The 16214-nt window shown below is 60.3% G+C and carries 14 protein-coding genes and 1 pseudogene; 12 read left to right on the plus strand and 3 right to left on the minus strand.

All coding sequences use genetic code 11. The annotated features are described in order from the left end of the window. The 6 genes and pseudogenes from PG5_RS33100 to PG5_RS01715 form a co-directional block, all read left to right on the plus strand. Positions 1–144: aldehyde dehydrogenase family protein (locus PG5_RS33100; RefSeq protein ID WP_043090689.1), on the plus strand; the 144-nt coding region annotated here is incomplete at its 5' end. Between the two features lie 169 nt (positions 145–313). Further along, a pseudogene (locus tag PG5_RS35215) lies at positions 314–1339 on the plus strand (cache domain-containing protein); the annotation flags it as partial. 102 nt (positions 1340–1441) lie between these two features. Then, a complete protein-coding gene (locus PG5_RS35220) occupies positions 1442–2197 on the plus strand; it encodes a methyl-accepting chemotaxis protein (protein WP_371106596.1) in 756 nt (251 codons plus the stop codon). 58 nt (positions 2198–2255) lie between these two features. Further along, complete coding sequence (acs, locus tag PG5_RS01705) at positions 2256–4211, plus strand: acetate--CoA ligase (RefSeq protein WP_033040724.1); 1956 nt, start codon at positions 2256–2258, stop codon at positions 4209–4211. A 215-nt stretch (positions 4212–4426) separates the two neighbouring features. Continuing rightward, positions 4427–4798: a hypothetical protein gene (locus tag PG5_RS01710; protein ID WP_020795356.1), complete on the plus strand. Its 372-nt coding sequence runs from the start codon at positions 4427–4429 to the stop codon at positions 4796–4798. Positions 4799–4800: 2 nt separating this feature from the next. Next, on the plus strand, positions 4801–4992 hold the full coding sequence (locus PG5_RS01715) for a DUF1289 domain-containing protein (protein WP_020795357.1): 192 nt from the start codon (positions 4801–4803) through the stop codon (positions 4990–4992). A 76-nt stretch (positions 4993–5068) separates the two neighbouring features. On the opposite strand, the gene PG5_RS01720 is transcribed toward PG5_RS01715, so the two are convergent. Next, positions 5069–7195 carry a TonB-dependent siderophore receptor gene (locus tag PG5_RS01720; RefSeq protein ID WP_020795358.1) on the minus strand — a complete coding sequence of 709 codons (2127 nt, stop codon included), beginning with the start codon at positions 7193–7195 and terminating at the stop codon, positions 5069–5071. Positions 7196–7588: 393 nt separating this feature from the next. Here PG5_RS01720 and PG5_RS01725 point away from each other — a divergent pair, with 393 nt between their 5' ends. The 5 genes from PG5_RS01725 (at position 7589) to PG5_RS01745 (ending at position 12271) form a co-directional block, all read left to right on the plus strand. Next, positions 7589–8044, plus strand: a complete 456-nt coding sequence (locus PG5_RS01725; RefSeq protein WP_020795359.1) for a DUF4157 domain-containing protein — start codon at positions 7589–7591, stop codon at positions 8042–8044. A gap of 124 nt (positions 8045–8168) precedes the next feature. After that, entirely contained in the window at positions 8169–8450 is a 282-nt protein-coding gene (locus PG5_RS01730; protein ID WP_020795360.1) for a hypothetical protein, read from the plus strand. A gap of 368 nt (positions 8451–8818) precedes the next feature. Further along, complete coding sequence (locus tag PG5_RS01735) at positions 8819–10153, plus strand: MFS transporter (RefSeq protein ID WP_020795361.1); 1335 nt, start codon at positions 8819–8821, stop codon at positions 10151–10153. Positions 10154–10222: 69 nt separating this feature from the next. Further along, complete coding sequence (locus PG5_RS01740; RefSeq protein WP_020795362.1) at positions 10223–11473, plus strand: OprD family porin; 1251 nt, start codon at positions 10223–10225, stop codon at positions 11471–11473. Between the two features lie 84 nt (positions 11474–11557). After that, complete coding sequence (locus PG5_RS01745) at positions 11558–12271, plus strand: GntR family transcriptional regulator (RefSeq protein WP_008063900.1); 714 nt, start codon at positions 11558–11560, stop codon at positions 12269–12271. 9 nt (positions 12272–12280) lie between these two features. Here the strand turns inward: PG5_RS01745 and PG5_RS01750 are convergent, their stop codons facing one another. Beyond that, entirely contained in the window at positions 12281–13231 is a 951-nt protein-coding gene (locus tag PG5_RS01750; RefSeq protein ID WP_020795363.1) for a PDR/VanB family oxidoreductase, read from the minus strand. Between the two features lie 88 nt (positions 13232–13319). Then, entirely contained in the window at positions 13320–14378 is a 1059-nt protein-coding gene (locus PG5_RS01755) for an aromatic ring-hydroxylating dioxygenase subunit alpha (RefSeq protein WP_020795364.1), read from the minus strand. A gap of 245 nt (positions 14379–14623) precedes the next feature. Here PG5_RS01755 and PG5_RS01760 point away from each other — a divergent pair, with 245 nt between their 5' ends. Then, the gene (locus PG5_RS01760) at positions 14624–15961 is read left to right on the plus strand and encodes an MFS transporter (protein ID WP_042955208.1); all 1338 of its coding nucleotides are present in this window, start codon (positions 14624–14626) and stop codon (positions 15959–15961) included. Positions 15962–16214: the final 253 nt, after the last annotated feature.

The following is a 16214-nucleotide window of genomic DNA, read 5'->3' on the forward strand; positions in this document are numbered from 1 at the left end:
CACCTGTACCCGGCGCATGCCGCGTTCGGTGGCTACAAGAAGTCCGGCGTCGGCCGTGAAACCCACAAGATGATGCTCGACCACTATCAGCAGACCAAGAACCTGCTGGTGAGCTACGACATCAATCCGCTGGGCTTCTTCTGATTTCGCACTAACAACCACCCCCTTGTAGGAGCGAGCATGCTCGCGAAAAACCTGAGCACGCCACGGGGTGCCAGACTAATCGCGTCATCGTTGACGACCATCGTCGGAACGCCGCCCGGAGCATGCTCGCTCCTACAAGGATCACGCCGTATCTGCAGGTGAATCCTCGATGAAAATCCGTTACAAGGTGAGCCTTGTGGCTGCTGCTGTGCTGTTGGTGACGACCAGCCTCCTGTCGCTGGTTCAGGTAGGGCAGATACGAACGATTCTGCGTAACCAGGTCGAGGCCAGCATTGGCGAATCGAGCAACGCCGTGGCACGCCAGATCGAAAACTGGCTGAACGGCAAACTTCATCTGATGGACCTGGCCGCCCAGGCGATCGACAGTCAGTACAGCGCGCAAGCGACCCAGAGGATCATCGACTCAGCCATTTTGAAAGACGAATTCAAGCTGGTATTCGGCGCCCTCGAGTCCGACGGCAAACCCATCAAGAACGCTTCACCCTGGAATCCAAAACCCGACTATGACGGTCGCACCCGCCCTTGGTACGCGACGGGTAAAGCAGGCAGCCAAGCGGTCTTGACCGAACCCTACAAGGACTCCACCACCGGCGAAATCCTGATCTCGGCGGTGGCCCGGATCAGCGACGCGGGTCAACCGCTCGGGGTATTCGGTGGTGACATCCGCCTGACCACCGTGGCCGATGCCATCAACACCCTGGATTTCGGCGGCGCCGGTTACGCGTTCCTGCTGAGTAAAAGTGGCAACATCATTTCTCACCCGGACGCCGGGCTGAATGGTCAACCCTACAGCCAGCTTTTCGCCGGTAGCGCCCTGCCGCTGACCAGTCAACTTCAAGAAACCAGCGGCAGTGGAAAGTCGCTCCTGGTGTCCTTCATTCCGCTCACCGATCTCAAGGGCATGGATTGGTACATCGGTGTGGTGCTGGACCTGGACATCGTCATGGCCGCAGCCCGCATCCTCAGCTGGCGAGCCGTGATCGGTACTGGCCTGGGTGTGCTGCTCAGCCTGTTGGTCCTGGGCTTGCTGGTCCGGCGACTACTCTGGCCGCTGGATCGGCTCAAGGCGTCACTGGCAGACATCAACCGCGGAGACGGTGACCTCACCCACCAACTACCCGTGTCTGGCAATGATGAAATTGCGCAGGTCTCCAGGGAGTTCAACCAGTTCCTGCAAAACCTCAAATCGCTGATTGGCGATGTGAAAAACAGCGCTCGACATGTCCGCGAGAGCACCACCACAACGTCGTCTGAAGCGGACCAGGCCGCCAGTCGCGTGCAAATTCAGCTGCAGGAACTGGATCAACTCGCCACCGCCATGACCGAGATGGCCTCGACCGCCGAGGACGTGGCGCGCAATGCCCAAGCGGCTGCCGAGGCGGCCATCGTTGCCACCGGGCAAACCGCAGACGGTGTCGCCCTGGTGTCCAGGTCAACAGGGGCTATCAAGCGTTTGGCCGAGGAGATGGACGACACCGGCCAGGCCATCAATGAATTGTCCACGCTCAGTCAAGGCATCGAGTCGATTGTCGCGGTCATCACCAGCATCGCCGATCAAACCAACCTTCTCGCGCTCAATGCGGCCATCGAGGCGGCACGTGCTGGCGAATCGGGACGCGGGTTCGCCGTGGTTGCCGATGAGGTGCGCTCCCTGGCCTCGCGCACCCAGCAATCCACCCAGGAAATACGCCAGATGATCGACCAGCTGCAATCGGGGGTGAAACACGCCCAGGTGCGCATGCAGCAAAGCCGCGACACCGCCAGCAAGACCGCCCTGGATGCCAACGCGGCGAATGAAACCCTTGAGCGCATCCGTGAAGCCATTTACCGCATCAATGACATGAACCTGCAAATCGCCGCGGCGGCTGAAGAACAGAGCGCCACGACCGAGGAAATCAATCGCAATACGTCCAACATCCGCGACATCAGCCTCGAAGTCACCGGCAGTGCCGCCAAGCAGGTCCGCCAATGTTCCGTGATGGGGGAACAGGTAGGCGAGCAGCACAGACTGCTCAGCCGCTTCAGGATTTGAAGTGCACAGCAACACAATTTCAGATCACAAAAACAACTATTCCACCGAGGTAAGAAAGATGAGTGCGGCTTCCCTGTATCCCGTTCGTCCCGAGGTTCTGGCCAACACCCTGACCGACGAGGCGACCTACAAGGCCATGTACCAGCAGTCAGTCGTCAACCCGGACGGCTTCTGGCGCGAGCAAGCCAAGCGCCTCGACTGGATCAAGCCTTTCACCACGGTGAAGCAGACGTCCTTCGACGATCACCATGTCGACATCAAGTGGTTCGCCGACGGCACCCTCAACGTTTCCTACAACTGCCTCGATCGTCACCTGGCCGAACGCGGTGACCAGGTCGCGATCATCTGGGAAGGCGATGACCCTTCCGAAAGCCGGAAAATCACCTACCGCGAACTGCACGAACAAGTCTGCAAGTTCGCCAACGCCCTGCGTGGCCAGGACGTGCACCGCGGCGACGTGGTGACCATCTACATGCCGATGATCCCCGAAGCCGTGGTCGCCATGCTGGCCTGCACCCGCATCGGCGCGATTCACTCGGTGGTGTTCGGCGGTTTCTCGCCGGAGGCCCTGGCCGGTCGCATCATCGACTGCAAATCCAAGGTGGTGATCACCGCCGACGAAGGCATCCGTGCCGGCAAGAAGATCCCGCTCAAGGCCAACGTCGACGACGCCCTGACCAACCCGGAAACCAGCAGCATCCAGAAAGTCATCGTGTGCCAGCGCACCGGTGGCGACATCAAGTGGAACCAGCACCGCGACATCTGGTACGAAGACCTGATGAAAGTGGCGGGCACCGTGTGCGCGCCGAAAGAGATGGGCGCCGAGGAAGCGCTGTTCATCCTCTACACCTCCGGCTCCACCGGCAAGCCCAAGGGCGTGCAGCACACCACCGGCGGCTACCTGTTGTACGCGGCCATGACCCACGAGCGCGTGTTCGACTACCGCCCGGGTGAAATCTACTGGTGCACCGCCGACGTCGGCTGGGTCACCGGCCACACCTACATTGTCTACGGCCCGCTGGCCAACGGCGCGACCACCTTGTTGTTCGAAGGCGTGCCGAACTACCCGGACATCACCCGGGTGGCGAAGATCGTCGACAAGCATAAGGTCAACATCCTCTACACCGCGCCGACCGCGATTCGCGCAATGATGGCGGCGGGCACGGCCGCCGTCGAAGGCGCCGATGGCAGCAGCCTGCGCCTGTTGGGTTCTGTGGGTGAGCCGATCAACCCGGAAGCCTGGGACTGGTACTACAAGAACGTCGGCCAATCCCGTTGCCCGATCGTCGACACCTGGTGGCAGACCGAGACCGGCGCCACCCTGATGAGCCCGCTGCCCGGCGCCCATGCCTTGAAGCCGGGTTCCGCGGCGCGGCCGTTCTTCGGCGTGGTGCCGGCCCTGGTGGACAACCTGGGCAACATCATCGAGGGCGAGGCCGAAGGCAACCTGGTGATTCTCGATTCGTGGCCAGGCCAGGCGCGTACGCTGTATGGCGATCACGACCGTTTCGTCGACACTTACTTCAAGACCTTCCGTGGCATGTACTTCACCGGTGACGGCGCCCGTCGCGATGCCGATGGTTACTACTGGATCACCGGCCGCGTCGACGACGTGCTCAACGTGTCCGGCCACCGCATGGGCACCGCCGAGATCGAAAGCGCGATGGTCGCCCACCCGAAAGTCGCCGAAGCGGCGGTGGTCGGTGTGCCGCACGACATCAAGGGCCAGGGCATTTATGTCTACGTCACCCTGAACGCGGGCGAGGAGACCAGCGAGCAATTGCGCCTGGAACTGAAGAACTGGGTGCGCAAGGAGATCGGCCCGATTGCCTCGCCGGATGTCATCCAGTGGGCACCGGGGCTGCCGAAGACCCGCTCGGGGAAGATCATGCGGCGGATTTTGCGCAAGATTGCTACCGCTGAGTACGATGGCCTGGGCGATATCTCCACCCTGGCCGATCCGGGGGTGGTGCAGCATTTGATTGATACGCACAAGACGATGAATGTGGCTTAGTAGCCTTCAGCTTCATCTAAGCCCCATCAGGTGTTGAGCCTGGTGGGGCTTTTTGTTGCCTGACAGTTTTGTATCGGTAGTGTTGGCCTCTTCGCGAGCAGGCTCGCTCCCACAGGGGATTGGTGGTGATCAAAAAACTGTGGGAGCGAGCCTGCTCGCGATGGCGTTCTGTCAGACACCACAGAACACATTTTTTATCTCCAAAGGAGCCCCCCATGCCCATGGGCAAACGTGAACTTGCACGGCTCGAGCGCCGTTTGATCACAACGCTGACCGATGCCTGCGAAACAGCAAAATCCGAGATCAAAGGCTTTACCTGGCTCACCCATACGGCTGGCTTGAACGCCCTTGCCCAAACGCTGAGGGTGACCTGGGTGTTCGAAACGCTGGCCGACAAAAAACTCGCAGAGGTTAGCTCGAAAGCGCGGATTCTTGAGCTGACGGCCATCGCACTGCACGAGGCCAATATCGATCTGGAGCCTTCAGCGCGCATTGTCCGATTCGACTCTGAGGAGGAGTGCCAACTCAGCCATGGTGGCGATTGGCAGAAACGCCTGGCACGATCAGACGTGACCAGGGGGCATTGAAGATGGCCAAGGATATCGACAATCCCTGCATTTCCGTGTGCCAGTTGAGCGGCGACCTGTGCGTGAGCTGCGGGCGTAGCAAGGAAGACATCAGGAAGTGGAAACGCATGAAGCGGCCGGAAAAAATGGCCGCCGTGCAAAGGGCGAATGTCCGTTTGAAAGGGCTGAAGAAGACCCAAGGCAAGAAGCCTTGACCCCGCTCACTCACCCGCCCTGCAACGCGGCGGGCGAGTGAACGTGCTACATCCCACCGAGCTACATCACATCAAGCTATAAGGTGTAGGAAATACCGACCTGAACCGTCCTCGGCGCACCCGGGTAGGCATAGACGTTACCAAAGGCACCTTCTTCATAATCCCGGTCGAACAGGTTCTTCACATCGAGATTGAGCCTGACCTTGTCGTTGACCTTGTAGAAGCCCAGCAGGTCGACGACGGTGTAGCTACCCATCGAAAACGCCGTATTCGCCGTTTGCCCCGCACGCTCATCGACGTACTTGAGCCCGGTGCCCAGCCCCAACCCCTCGAGCGCGCCCTCCTGGAACTCGTAGACGTTGAGCAGGCTGAAGCTGTTCTTGGGAATGTTCATCAACCGGGTGCCCGACTCGATCACGTTGTCCTGGGTAACCTCGGCGTCGACATAGGCATAGCCGCCAATCACCCGCCATTCAGGGGTGACATTGCCAGCCACGTTCAGGTCAAAGCCACGGCTGCGCACTTCACCCGCCGCCACGCTGAAGGTCGAGTCCACGGGGTCGGTGGTCAGGACATTGCGTTTTTCAATCTGGTAGATCGCCGCGTCCACACTCAGCTGGCGATCCAGCGCTTCCCACTTGATGCCCATCTCATAGGACTTGCCCTTCTCCGGGTCAAAACCACCCCCCTCGCGGCTGGCCCCGCTATTGGGCTTGAATGAGCGCGCGGTATTGGCATACACCGCCACGGTGTCGGTCAGGTCATACAGCACGCCGAGACGCGGCGTCACCGCGTTATCGCTCGCTTCCCAGCTCCTGCCCCCCGGCACGAAGGTTTCGTAGTCATGCTCGAAGCGCTCGAAACGGGCGCCCGCCAAAACTTTCAAGCGCTCGGTCAACGCCACCTGATCCTGGACGAAGGCGGCGTAGGTCTTGAGGTTTTCCTTGTCGTCGGTCGGCGTACGGGTCAGGGCCGGGCGAGGCTGGCCATACACCGGGTCGAAGATATCGATCGGGTAGGCACTCACTGCACCGCTGGAGCGCTGGATGATCGACTTGTAGTCGTAATCCTCGTATTCGACGCCAGTCAGCAAGGTGTGATCGAAACCGAGCGCGGTGAAATGCCCGGTGAGATTGAGTTGGGTGTCCTTGTCTGTCCACTCAAGCTTGCGGTAGTTGAAGTTGCGCCCCAGGGTGCGTCCATCGGCCGCCACGCCATTGGCTTCAACGGCATTGCCCTGCAAGGTGCCATCGAGCCACTGGAAGCCACCGCCCAATGTCCAGTCGTCATTCAGGAAGTGCTCGAAACGCAACTGGGCCATGTTGTTGTCGTTGTGCAACTTGCCAACGTCTTTTTCACCGAAAAACGTGTCGCGCGACGCGGTGCCAATCTGATTCGGATAGCGCGTCAGGCCGCGATCCAGCGGGTGATTGTTGCGCATGAAATCGCCTTCGAAGATCACCTTGGTGTCATCGTTGGCCTGCCACGAAATAACCGGCGTCACGCCATAGCGTTCGGTTTCCACGTGATCGCGGAAGGTGTCACCGCCCTCGCCCACCACGTTCAGGCGATAGGCCAGGCGACCCTCTTCGTCGAGCGGGCCCGAGGCGTCCAGGGTGCCACGCTTCATTCCCTGATCATCGAGCTGGCTGCCCAGCGTGACGGTGCGTTCGGCCAGCGGTTGCTTGGAGACCACGTTGAACGTACCGCCGGGATCGCCCCGGCCGTAAAGCGTAGTCGCAGGGCCGCGCAATACCTCAAGCCGCTCGATGGTGTTCGCATCCGGCATATTCGGGTAACCACGGTTGATCGGGAAGCCGTTGCGATAGAACTCACCGGTGGTAAAGCCACGCACGGTGAAGGTGGTCAGCCCCTGGCCACCGAAATTGTTGGCCCGTCCCACGCCGCCGGCGTAATCGAGCGCATCCTGCAACCTTGTGGCACTGATGTCCTCGACGACATCCTTGGTCACTACGCTGATGGACTGAGGGGTTTCGTGGATCGCCGTGTCGGTTCGGGTTGCGCTGGCAGAGCGGGTTGCGCGATAGCCATCCACTGGCCCCGTGGCGGTTTCAAGGTCCGCGGTGCCAACGATGTCGGTCGCTTGCAACTCCAGGCCGGTTGCAGCGGTTGTCGCTGGCTCAGCCCAGGTGGAAGTGGAAAACGCCTGGAGCACACAGATAGACAGCAGGGTACGACGCATCTAGGAAGCCTTGAGAGAATAGCCAAATGGGACGGCATACATGCCAATAATTTCGCGGCGCATGGTATACCGTATCAATAGCTTTTGATAGGCGTTCTCATTCGTATTTTTGCGGGCAATGGTACGAAAAAACCGTGGATCAAGGGAATCGAACGCAGTAACAACGGTCGAATTCGTGGCAGGACAGCATGCTCCTGCCCAAATAACTGCCTGCGGGAGTCCCCATTGTCAGCCGTCTTTCTACGTCAAGCCTTGCGCCTGGCGATTCCACTCTGGTGCGTTGGCACTTCGTCTACGGCTCTCGCCTGCCCGCAAGGTCAGTACCAGGTGTGTGTGGTTGCCTGTTTTTGTGCTCCAGGTTCCAGGGAGGACAACGGGGAGCTCTTCGAAAACATGAACCAGATAGCGGCCGCAGGATTACAGAGCTGGATTGTTCAATCGCGCAACACCGCGGCAACCGGCAATGTTCAAACCATCCCGCTGAATATTCGCGCCCAGCTTGAACCCTACTACGACATACAGGTGCTCGACTCGGCCCGCTACAAGATCGGCGATGACGAAGAGCTCAACGCCGCGAACACCATGCTGCAGAACCCCGATGTCAATGCCGTCACCCTTGTCGACATCATCGTCTTTCGCAGCCAGGACGATGCACTGAACAACGTCGCGTTATGGGCCCATGAGTTGAAGCACGTGCAGCAGTACCAGCAATGGGGCGTCAGCGAGTTTGCCACTCGCTACACCCGTGACTACAACGCCGTCGAGGCACCTGCCTACGAGATTCAAACCCAAGTCGCCAAGGCGCTGAGAGCCAGCGTAGCCTCGCCAGAGCTTCCTCGAAATCCGTGAGTTAAAGGGGCCGCTACCAAAGGCTGGCAGTGGATGGAGCGATGGAAAATGACAGCTAAGCTTCTTCTACTGTGGGGCGGTCCATTCAGGTCCGGCCCTTCACAACAGCCTCGGAGAGGAGCCAATGAAACGCATCGTCATGCTCATCGCGATCTCTTTGCTTACCACTGCTTGCCAGAGCGATAACGGCGTCACCCGACTCGACAATTGCGTCTGCTATAAAACAGTCGAGGGACAGAAAACCCAGGCATCACCCATGGACTGGCAAGACACCGAAAAGGTGCGGGAACAATTCTCCCATTGCATTTGCCGAGCCTGGGTTGACCTGGAGAAGGCCGATGATCCCAATCAGTTTTTCGGGCCTGAGACGCAAATAAGAACGGAAATGAAGTCGCAGGAGAAATAGCTGTTGTGGCCGGACATGCTCTGCAACCGACAGCTTCGCATCCGCCATCAATGGATCCCTTAATAAAAACCAATGAAGATGACCGATAATCGAACAGTTTATAAATCATATTAACTCATTGATTTTTATGTGATTTATTCAAAAAATAAAAACATCTCGATAAAAATCCAGTCAAACCCACTTTTCAATGGATCCATATCTTGATTGACTGGCACTGCACGGTGTCAGGTACAGCGCCTGCCCGCTCATAAAAATAACAAGGGTGTCGGGATGAATGACTTCTCAATCGGGCTCAAGCTTCGGCTTGCACCCACCAACGCGTGCCTTTCTCGCTTTGCCTTTACCCAGCCTCTTCTCGAGGGGCAGCCATGAGTGTCGATCTCAAGAGCGTGGTAGATGAACGTCCCATGGCTCACTTCCAATGGTTGGCCGTGGGCATCTGTATTGTCCTGAACATGATCGATGGGTTCGACGTGCTGGTGATGGCCTTCACGGCCTCTTCCGTGTCCGCCGAATGGGCGTTGAACGGCGCGCAGATCGGGCTGTTGTTGAGTGCCGGACTGTTTGGCATGGCAGCAGGTTCTCTGTTCATCGCGCCATGGGCTGATCGCTATGGTCGCCGGCCACTGATTCTGCTGTGCCTGCTGCTCTCGGGGGCTGGCATGCTGCTGTCGGCCCTGAGCCAGACGCCGCTGCAACTGGCGCTGTTGCGTGGGCTGACCGGCCTGGGTATCGGCGGGATCCTGGCCAGCAGCAACGTGATTGCCAGTGAATACGCCAACAAGCGCTGGCGCGGGCTGGCGGTGAGCCTGCAATCGACCGGGTATGCCTTGGGTGCGACCTTGGGCGGGCTGTTGTCGGTGTGGTTGCTGACGCACTTTGGCTGGCGTTCGGTGTTCCTGTTCGGGGGCGCCGTGACCCTGGCGGTGATTCCCCTGGTGCTGCTGTACTTGCCAGAATCGCTGGACTTCCTGATTGCCCGCCGCCCGGCAAACGCGTTGGTGCGCATCAACCGACTGGCCGCTCGCCTCGGCCAGCCAGCACTGAACGAACTACCTGTCGCCCTCTCTGCGCCGATTTCAGGCAGAGGGCGCCTTGCGCAGTTGCTCTCGCCTGATTCACGGCGCACCACCCTGCTGATCTGGTTGCTGTTCTTCCTGGTGATGTTCGGCTTCTACTTCGTGATGAGCTGGACGCCGAAGCTGCTGGTCTCGGCAGGTCTATCGGCACAACAAGGCATCAGCGGCGGCGTGCTGTTGAGCGTCGGCGGCATCTTCGGCGCCGCGCTGATTGGCGGCCTGGCCTCGCGCTGGCGGCTGACCCGGGTGCTGTCGCTGTTCATGCTGATCACCGCAGGGCTGTTGGTGCTGTTCGTCGGCTCCGCTTCATCGGTATCGATGGCACTCGGCCTGGGCCTGTTGATCGGGCTGTTCTCCAACGGTTGCGTGGCAGGTTTGTACGCACTGTCACCGATTGTCTACGACGCTTCGGTGCGAACCACAGGGGTCGGTTGGGGCATCGGTATCGGCCGCATCGGCGCCATCCTTTCGCCTACTGTCGCCGGCCTGTTGCTCGACAGCGGTTGGCAGCCACTGCACCTGTATGGGGTGTTTGCCGTGGTGTTCGTGATGGCCGCCGTCGTGTTGCTGCAACTGCGGCCCAAGGTCCAGGCACAACCGGGCAGCGCACTCAGCCAGGCCTGAGCCGATACAAAAAAGAGGTAGCGAGGCCCTGCCCTCGCTGCCGACTACACCTCCAGGAAAACAACAATAATGACTTACCTTTCTCTCCCTCCCCGGGCTCTGCTCGGCGGTGCAATGGCGCTTGCCCTTTTACCTCCGGCACAAGCCGAGAGCGGCGGCTTTTTCAAAGACTCCAAGACCAGCCTGACGCTGCGAAACTACTACTTCAATCGTGACTTCAACGATCCCGGCGCCAGCAAGAGCAAGATCGAAGAATGGGCCCAGGGCGCGATCCTCAAGTTCAGTTCCGGCTACACCCCTGGCGTTATCGGCTTTGGCCTGGACGGTATCGCGATGCTTGGCGTCAAGCTCGACAGCGGCCCTCAGCGCAGCGGTTCGGAGCTGCTGCCGGTGCACGACGATGGTCACTCCGCCGACAACTACGGGCGCGCCGGGGTGGCGGCAAAGATGCGTTTGTCCGAGACGGAGCTGATGCTGGGCGAACTGATGCCCGACGTTCCGCTGCTGCGCTACGATGACGGTCGCCTGCTGCCACAGACCTTCCAAGGCAGCATGCTGGTGTCCCGCGAGCTCCCTGGCCTGAACCTGCAGGCAGGTCGATACACCGCCGTGAGCCTGCGCAATTCGTCGAACATGCAGGACCTTTCGGCCTGGGCGGCGCCTACCGTCATGTCGGACGGTTTTAACTATGCCGGCGCCGAATACCGCTTCAATGAACAACAGACCCTGATCGGCGCCTGGCATTCGCAACTCGAAGACATCTACCAGCAAAGCTATTTGAACCTGCTGCATAAACAGAAGTTCGGCGACTGGACCCTCGGCGCGAACCTGGGCTATTTCGTCGACAAGGATGACGGCAGCGCCCTGATCGGTAACGTGCAAAGCCATACCGCCTACGGGCTGTTCTCGGCCAACCTGGGTGGCCATACCCTGTACCTGGGGCTGCAAAAGGTCAGCGGCGATACCGCCTGGATGTCCGTGTATGGCAGTAGCGGCCGCACCCTGGGCAATGACATGTTCAATGGCAACTTCAGTAACGCCGATGAGCGTTCCTGGCAGGCTCGCTATGACTACAACTTCGCCGCCGTCGGCCTCCCCGGCCTATTGCTCATGACCCGCTACGGCCACGGCGAGAACGCCACCACCAAGGCCGGCAGCAACGGCAAGGAATGGGAACGTGACACCGAGGTCAGCTACACCCTGCAAAGTGGCCCACTGAAAAACCTCAGCGTGCGGGTCAACAACGCCACCAACCGTCGCAGTTTCAACAGCGATTTCGATCAGACCCGCGTGATCGTCAGCTACCCACTGTCCCTCTGACCCTCCCCCCAGGGGCGCTTGTCGCCCCTGCATCCGTCCCCTCCTTGCGTTACTATGGCGAACCAACCTCTGGAAGTCGCCTGCATGAGCAAACCGGGTCAAATGGTGCTGGTCGCACTGCGCAAAATGATCGCTTCGGGCGAACTGGCAGCCGGCGAACGGCTGATGGAGATTCCGACGGCGGAACGTTTCGGCGTCTCGCGGATGCCGGTGCGCATGGCCTTCGTGACCCTTGAACAGGAAGGCTTGCTGGTGCGCCATGGCGGTCGGGGCTATCAGGTACGCTCGGTCAGTGCCGACGATATCGCCGGTGCCGTGGAGGTGCGCGGGGTGCTGGAGGGCCTGGCGGCGCGCCAGAGCGCCGAACGCGGCTTGAGCGAACAGGCGCAGGCGGCGCTGCGTGAATGCCTGGTGCAAGGCGATGCACTGTTCGACAAAGGCTACGTGACAGAAGAAGACCTTGAGGCGTTCCATGACCTCAACATGCGTTTTCACCAGGTCATCGTCGAAAGCAGCGCCAACCCGGCCATTGCCGAAGCCCTGGCGCGCAACGACCATCGCCCCTTCGCTTCAGTGTCGGCGCTGGCGATCGATCGTGAAGACATGGCGCGCGAATACCGGCGCTTCAACTTTGCGCACATGCAACACCACTCGGTGTTCGACGCGCTGGTCAGTCGCCAGGGCGCACGCGCTGAAGCCATCATGCGTGAACACGCCAATGCGACGCTGCGTTACGCCGAGGTCTTCGGCGCAATCAGCCATGGCGAGCGGGTGAAGGTGATCTCGCGCGGCGAATGATCGGCTCGCTTAGAGATCCAGCACCAACAGTGCTGAGCGGGCCCTCGAACAGCAGGGCGTGAACTGATCATTGGCCGCCTGCTCTTCCTCGGTCAGGAACAGGTCGCGGTGATCGGGCACCCCTTCGAGCACACGGGTCAGGCAGGTTCCGCAGATACCCTGCTCACAGGAAAGCGCAATCTCGACACCGTGACTCTCCAGCACCTGGACCACCGTCTTGTCCGCCGGAATGTCAAACACCTGCCCGCTACTGCCCAGCTTGACCTGGAATGCCCCATCGGCAGCGGTGTCCACCGGCGCTGCGGCGAAGTATTCACGGTGCAATTGCCCCTCGCTCCAGCCCTGGCCCCTGGCGCTGTCGAGCACATGCTGCATGAAACCTGAAGGGCCGCACACATACAGGTGCACGTCAGGCCCCGGATTGGCCAGCACCCTGGCGGCGTCCAGGCGCGAATCGGCCTGTTCATCGAAATGCAGGTGCACGCGATCAGCAAAGGAAGCGCCTTTGAGTCGCTCGACAAAAGCCGCACGCTCACTGGAACGCGCACAGTAATGCAACTCGAAATCGGCGCCGCTGTGGGCCAGTTCCTCGGCCATGCACAGAATCGGGGTGATGCCGATGCCACCTGCGAACAACAGGCTGCGCCGCCCCTCGACGACCAGCGGAAACAGGTTGCGCGGTTCACTGATGAGCAGCCGATCGCCACTGTTGATTTGCTCGTGCAGGCTCTGGGAACCACCGCGCGAGCCGGCGTCCTTGAGCACGCCGATCAGGTAGCGATGGCGCTCTTGCGGGTGATTGCACAGTGAGTACTGGCGAATCAATCCGCCGGGCAGGTGCACGTCGATATGGGCCCCGGCACTGAAGCCGGGCAATGCCCCGCCTTGCGCGCAGGCCAACTCGTAGCTGCAGATATCCAGGGCTTCGTTGTTGCGGGATGTCACGACGACTTCAATCATGGCGCACCTTCAAGGCCGGCCACCGCAGTGGCCGCGAACAGGATCTATGGGGGTGGACTGGCGTAGCGCCCAAGGGCGCTGCCCTTGGCTATTTGACCGCGGCAATCAGCTCGGCAGCCGGCGCTCGCTCACGGGCAATGAGGCGTTCCAGCACGCGCCGGGATTGCACGCCACCGGCATCGATATTGAGCTTGAGCAAGTTGCGCTCGGGATTGGCCAGCAGGTTTTTCTGCTGCTGTTCGAGCATGTCGAGGTCTTCGCTGAAAATCTTCCCCTGGCCCTCGCGGATGGTGGCGGTGAGGGCTTCGTCGTGGGGATTGAAATTGCGCGCCATGCCCCAGAAGTACCAGATCGACGTCTCGGTTTCCGGCGTAATGAAGTCGACCACGATGCTCGCGGCCTTGTGTTGCGGCTCGGCGTCGTAACCGCCCTTGCCGGCGTGGGCCACGCCGACCTCGATCAGGACATGACTGGGTGGTGTGAAGCGGCAGATCTGCCAACGGTCTACCGGCACGTCGTCGGCCAGGTTATTGCCACGCAGGGCCATGCGCCAGAACGGCGGTGCCATGATGTTTTCCATGTGCCGCGCAGTGACCACCTCGTCACCCTGGACGGTGGTGACCGGCGCCGCTTCATCAATCTCTTTCTGGCCGATGCTCGAGGCGTGCACGTAGGTTTCGTGGGTGAGGTCCATCAGGTTGTCGATCATCAGGCGATAGTCGCAATTGATGTGGAACAGCCCACCGCCGTAGGCCCACTCATCGCTGACCGCCCACTCCAGATGATGGATCAACGCAGGATCAGCCTTGTCCTGCTCCCCGGGCCAGACCCAGATGAAACCGTAACGCTCTTGCACCGCGTAAGTCTTGTTGCACGGAAAGCCGCGTACGCGCTGGCCTGGCATTTCGACGGTCTTGCCGTCACAGCCCATCACCAGTCCGTGGTAGCCACAGACCAGGTTGCCATTTTCGACATAACCCAGCGAAAGAGGCGCACCACGATGGGGGCAAAAATCCTCGACGGCAGCAACGCGCCCTTCATGGCCGCGATAGAAGACGATTTTCTCACCGCATATTTGCCGCCCCAGGGGCTTGGAAGCAATCTCGTCGGGGGTGCAGGCGACGTACCAGGTGTTTTTCGGATACATAGGGTTCTCCGGGACAGGCTTGTTTTTATGGATCCATTGAATCGAATAAAACCGACAACAGTCAAGCTTTTTACAGATAAATGCAGATTAATGGATCCATTGAGGCCATGCAGTGATGCCCAACCTTTCGAACACTTGATGCGGGCGAAGTCGGTACTGACTACGTGGATGACACTTTTGAAGTGAACAGCTTTAGCGCCTGCCTCGATAATCGATAGCTTACTGACGAACTGTCGAGGTCAAGCATGACGAGCACAACAACGGAACAAGTCAGCCCGAAAACACTGAGAAGAGTGATCGTGGCTGCCGGCATCGGCAATTTCGTGGAATGGTTCGACTTCGCCGTCTACGGCTTCCTGGCCACGACCATCGCCCAGCAGTTTTTCCCCAGCGGCGATGCCAGTGCCGCGCTGCTCAAGACCTTTGCGGTATTCGCCGTGGCGTTTGCGTTCCGGCCCCTTGGGGGGATTTTCTTCGGCATGCTGGGAGACCGGATCGGGCGCAAGCGCACCCTGGCGATGACGATTCTGCTGATGGCCGGTGCGACGACCTTGATCGGTGTATTGCCCACTTATGCCGCCATCGGGGTCACGGCGCCGATCCTTCTTTCGCTGATCCGTTGCGCCCAGGGTTTCTCCGCCGGCGGGGAATACGCAGGTGCCTGTGCTTACCTGATGGAGCATGCGCCGAGTGATAAACGCGCCTGGTACGGCAGCTTCATTCCAGTGTCGACATTTTCCGCCTTCGCCGCCGCCGCCGTGGTGGCTTACGCGCTCGAGGCATCGTTATCGGCTGAAGCGATGGGCAGTTGGGGCTGGCGCCTGCCGTTCCTGATTGCCGCACCGCTGGGCCTGGTGGGTCTTTACCTGCGCTGGAAGCTCGATGAGACACCGGCATTCCAGGCGGTGACCCAGGAACATGCGGTCGCCCATTCCCCACTCAAGGACACCTTGCGCAACCATGGCGCGGCCATCTGCTGCCTGGGCGCCTTCGTGTCGCTCACGGCGCTGTCGTTCTATATGTTCACCACCTACTTTGCGACCTACCTGCAGGTCGCGGGGGGCCTGAGTCGCGCAACGGCGTTGCTGGTGTCGTTGATTGCCTTGCTGTTCGCAGCGGCAATCTGCCCGTTGGCCGGACTGTATTCGGACCGGGTCGGGCGCCGGATGACGGTGATGACGGCGTGCGCCCTGTTGATCGTGGCCGTGTATCCATCGTTCCTGATGGCCAGCTCCGGCTCGTTCGCAGCGTCGGTCGCAGGCGTCATGCTCCTCGCCGTTGGCGCGGTGTTGTGTGGCGTGGTCACGGCGGCCTTGCTCTCGGAAACCTTCCCCACCCGAACTCGCTACACCGCCTCGGCCATCACGTACAACATGGCGTATACGATTTTCGGCGGGACGGCCCCGTTGGTGGCGACGTGGTTGATCAGCACCACCGGCAGCAACCTGTCGCCGGCGTTTTACCTGATCGCGATTGCCTTGCTGGCGTTGGCAGGCGGGCTCGCGTTGCCGGAGACGTCACGGATCTCCCTGCATGATGTGCAGGCGGAGGGGAAAGGTGCAGGTGTGCGGGCTGTGGCCTGATCGCAGATTTGCCCCCGATCCAATTGTAGGAGCGAGCCTGCTCGCGATGAACGTCCAGACAACGCGCTCATCCAGACAGGGCGCGTTATCGTTGACGTCCATCGCGAGCAAGCATCGCTCCTACAGGGGTACGTGTTCGCTTGAAGTCAGGTCGGCTTTAAGGCCGCCTCGCTTTTGTTTTTGATTGTGGGCGCCCCGTTAACCACGATGGCCGAACGCAGGCATTGCGCAGTGGGTAAACCGGCAGGACGCC

The sequence above is a fragment of the Pseudomonas sp. G5(2012) genome (assembly GCF_000408945.1).
Taxonomy (GTDB): Bacteria; Pseudomonadota; Gammaproteobacteria; order Pseudomonadales; family Pseudomonadaceae; genus Aquipseudomonas; species Aquipseudomonas umsongensis.

Bases quoted from the DNA above. Each gene is read 5' to 3' on its own strand.
- acs (WP_033040724.1), top strand. From the start codon at position 2,256: ATGAGTGCGGCTTCCCTGTATCCCGTTCGTCCCGAGGTTCTGGCCAAC.
- PG5_RS01710 (WP_020795356.1), top strand. From the start codon at position 4,427: ATGCCCATGGGCAAACGTGAACTTGCACGGCTCGAGCGCCGTTTGATC.
- PG5_RS01715 (WP_020795357.1), top strand. From the start codon at position 4,801: ATGGCCAAGGATATCGACAATCCCTGCATTTCCGTGTGCCAGTTGAGC.
- PG5_RS01720 (WP_020795358.1), bottom strand. From the start codon at position 7,195: ATGCGTCGTACCCTGCTGTCTATCTGTGTGCTCCAGGCGTTTTCCACT.
- PG5_RS01725 (WP_020795359.1), top strand. From the start codon at position 7,589: ATGAACCAGATAGCGGCCGCAGGATTACAGAGCTGGATTGTTCAATCG.
- PG5_RS01730 (WP_020795360.1), top strand. From the start codon at position 8,169: ATGAAACGCATCGTCATGCTCATCGCGATCTCTTTGCTTACCACTGCT.
- PG5_RS01735 (WP_020795361.1), top strand. From the start codon at position 8,819: ATGAGTGTCGATCTCAAGAGCGTGGTAGATGAACGTCCCATGGCTCAC.
- PG5_RS01740 (WP_020795362.1), top strand. From the start codon at position 10,223: ATGACTTACCTTTCTCTCCCTCCCCGGGCTCTGCTCGGCGGTGCAATG.
- PG5_RS01745 (WP_008063900.1), top strand. From the start codon at position 11,558: ATGAGCAAACCGGGTCAAATGGTGCTGGTCGCACTGCGCAAAATGATC.
- PG5_RS01750 (WP_020795363.1), bottom strand. From the start codon at position 13,231: ATGATTGAAGTCGTCGTGACATCCCGCAACAACGAAGCCCTGGATATC.
- PG5_RS01755 (WP_020795364.1), bottom strand. From the start codon at position 14,378: ATGTATCCGAAAAACACCTGGTACGTCGCCTGCACCCCCGACGAGATT.
- PG5_RS01760 (WP_042955208.1), top strand. From the start codon at position 14,624: ATGACGAGCACAACAACGGAACAAGTCAGCCCGAAAACACTGAGAAGA.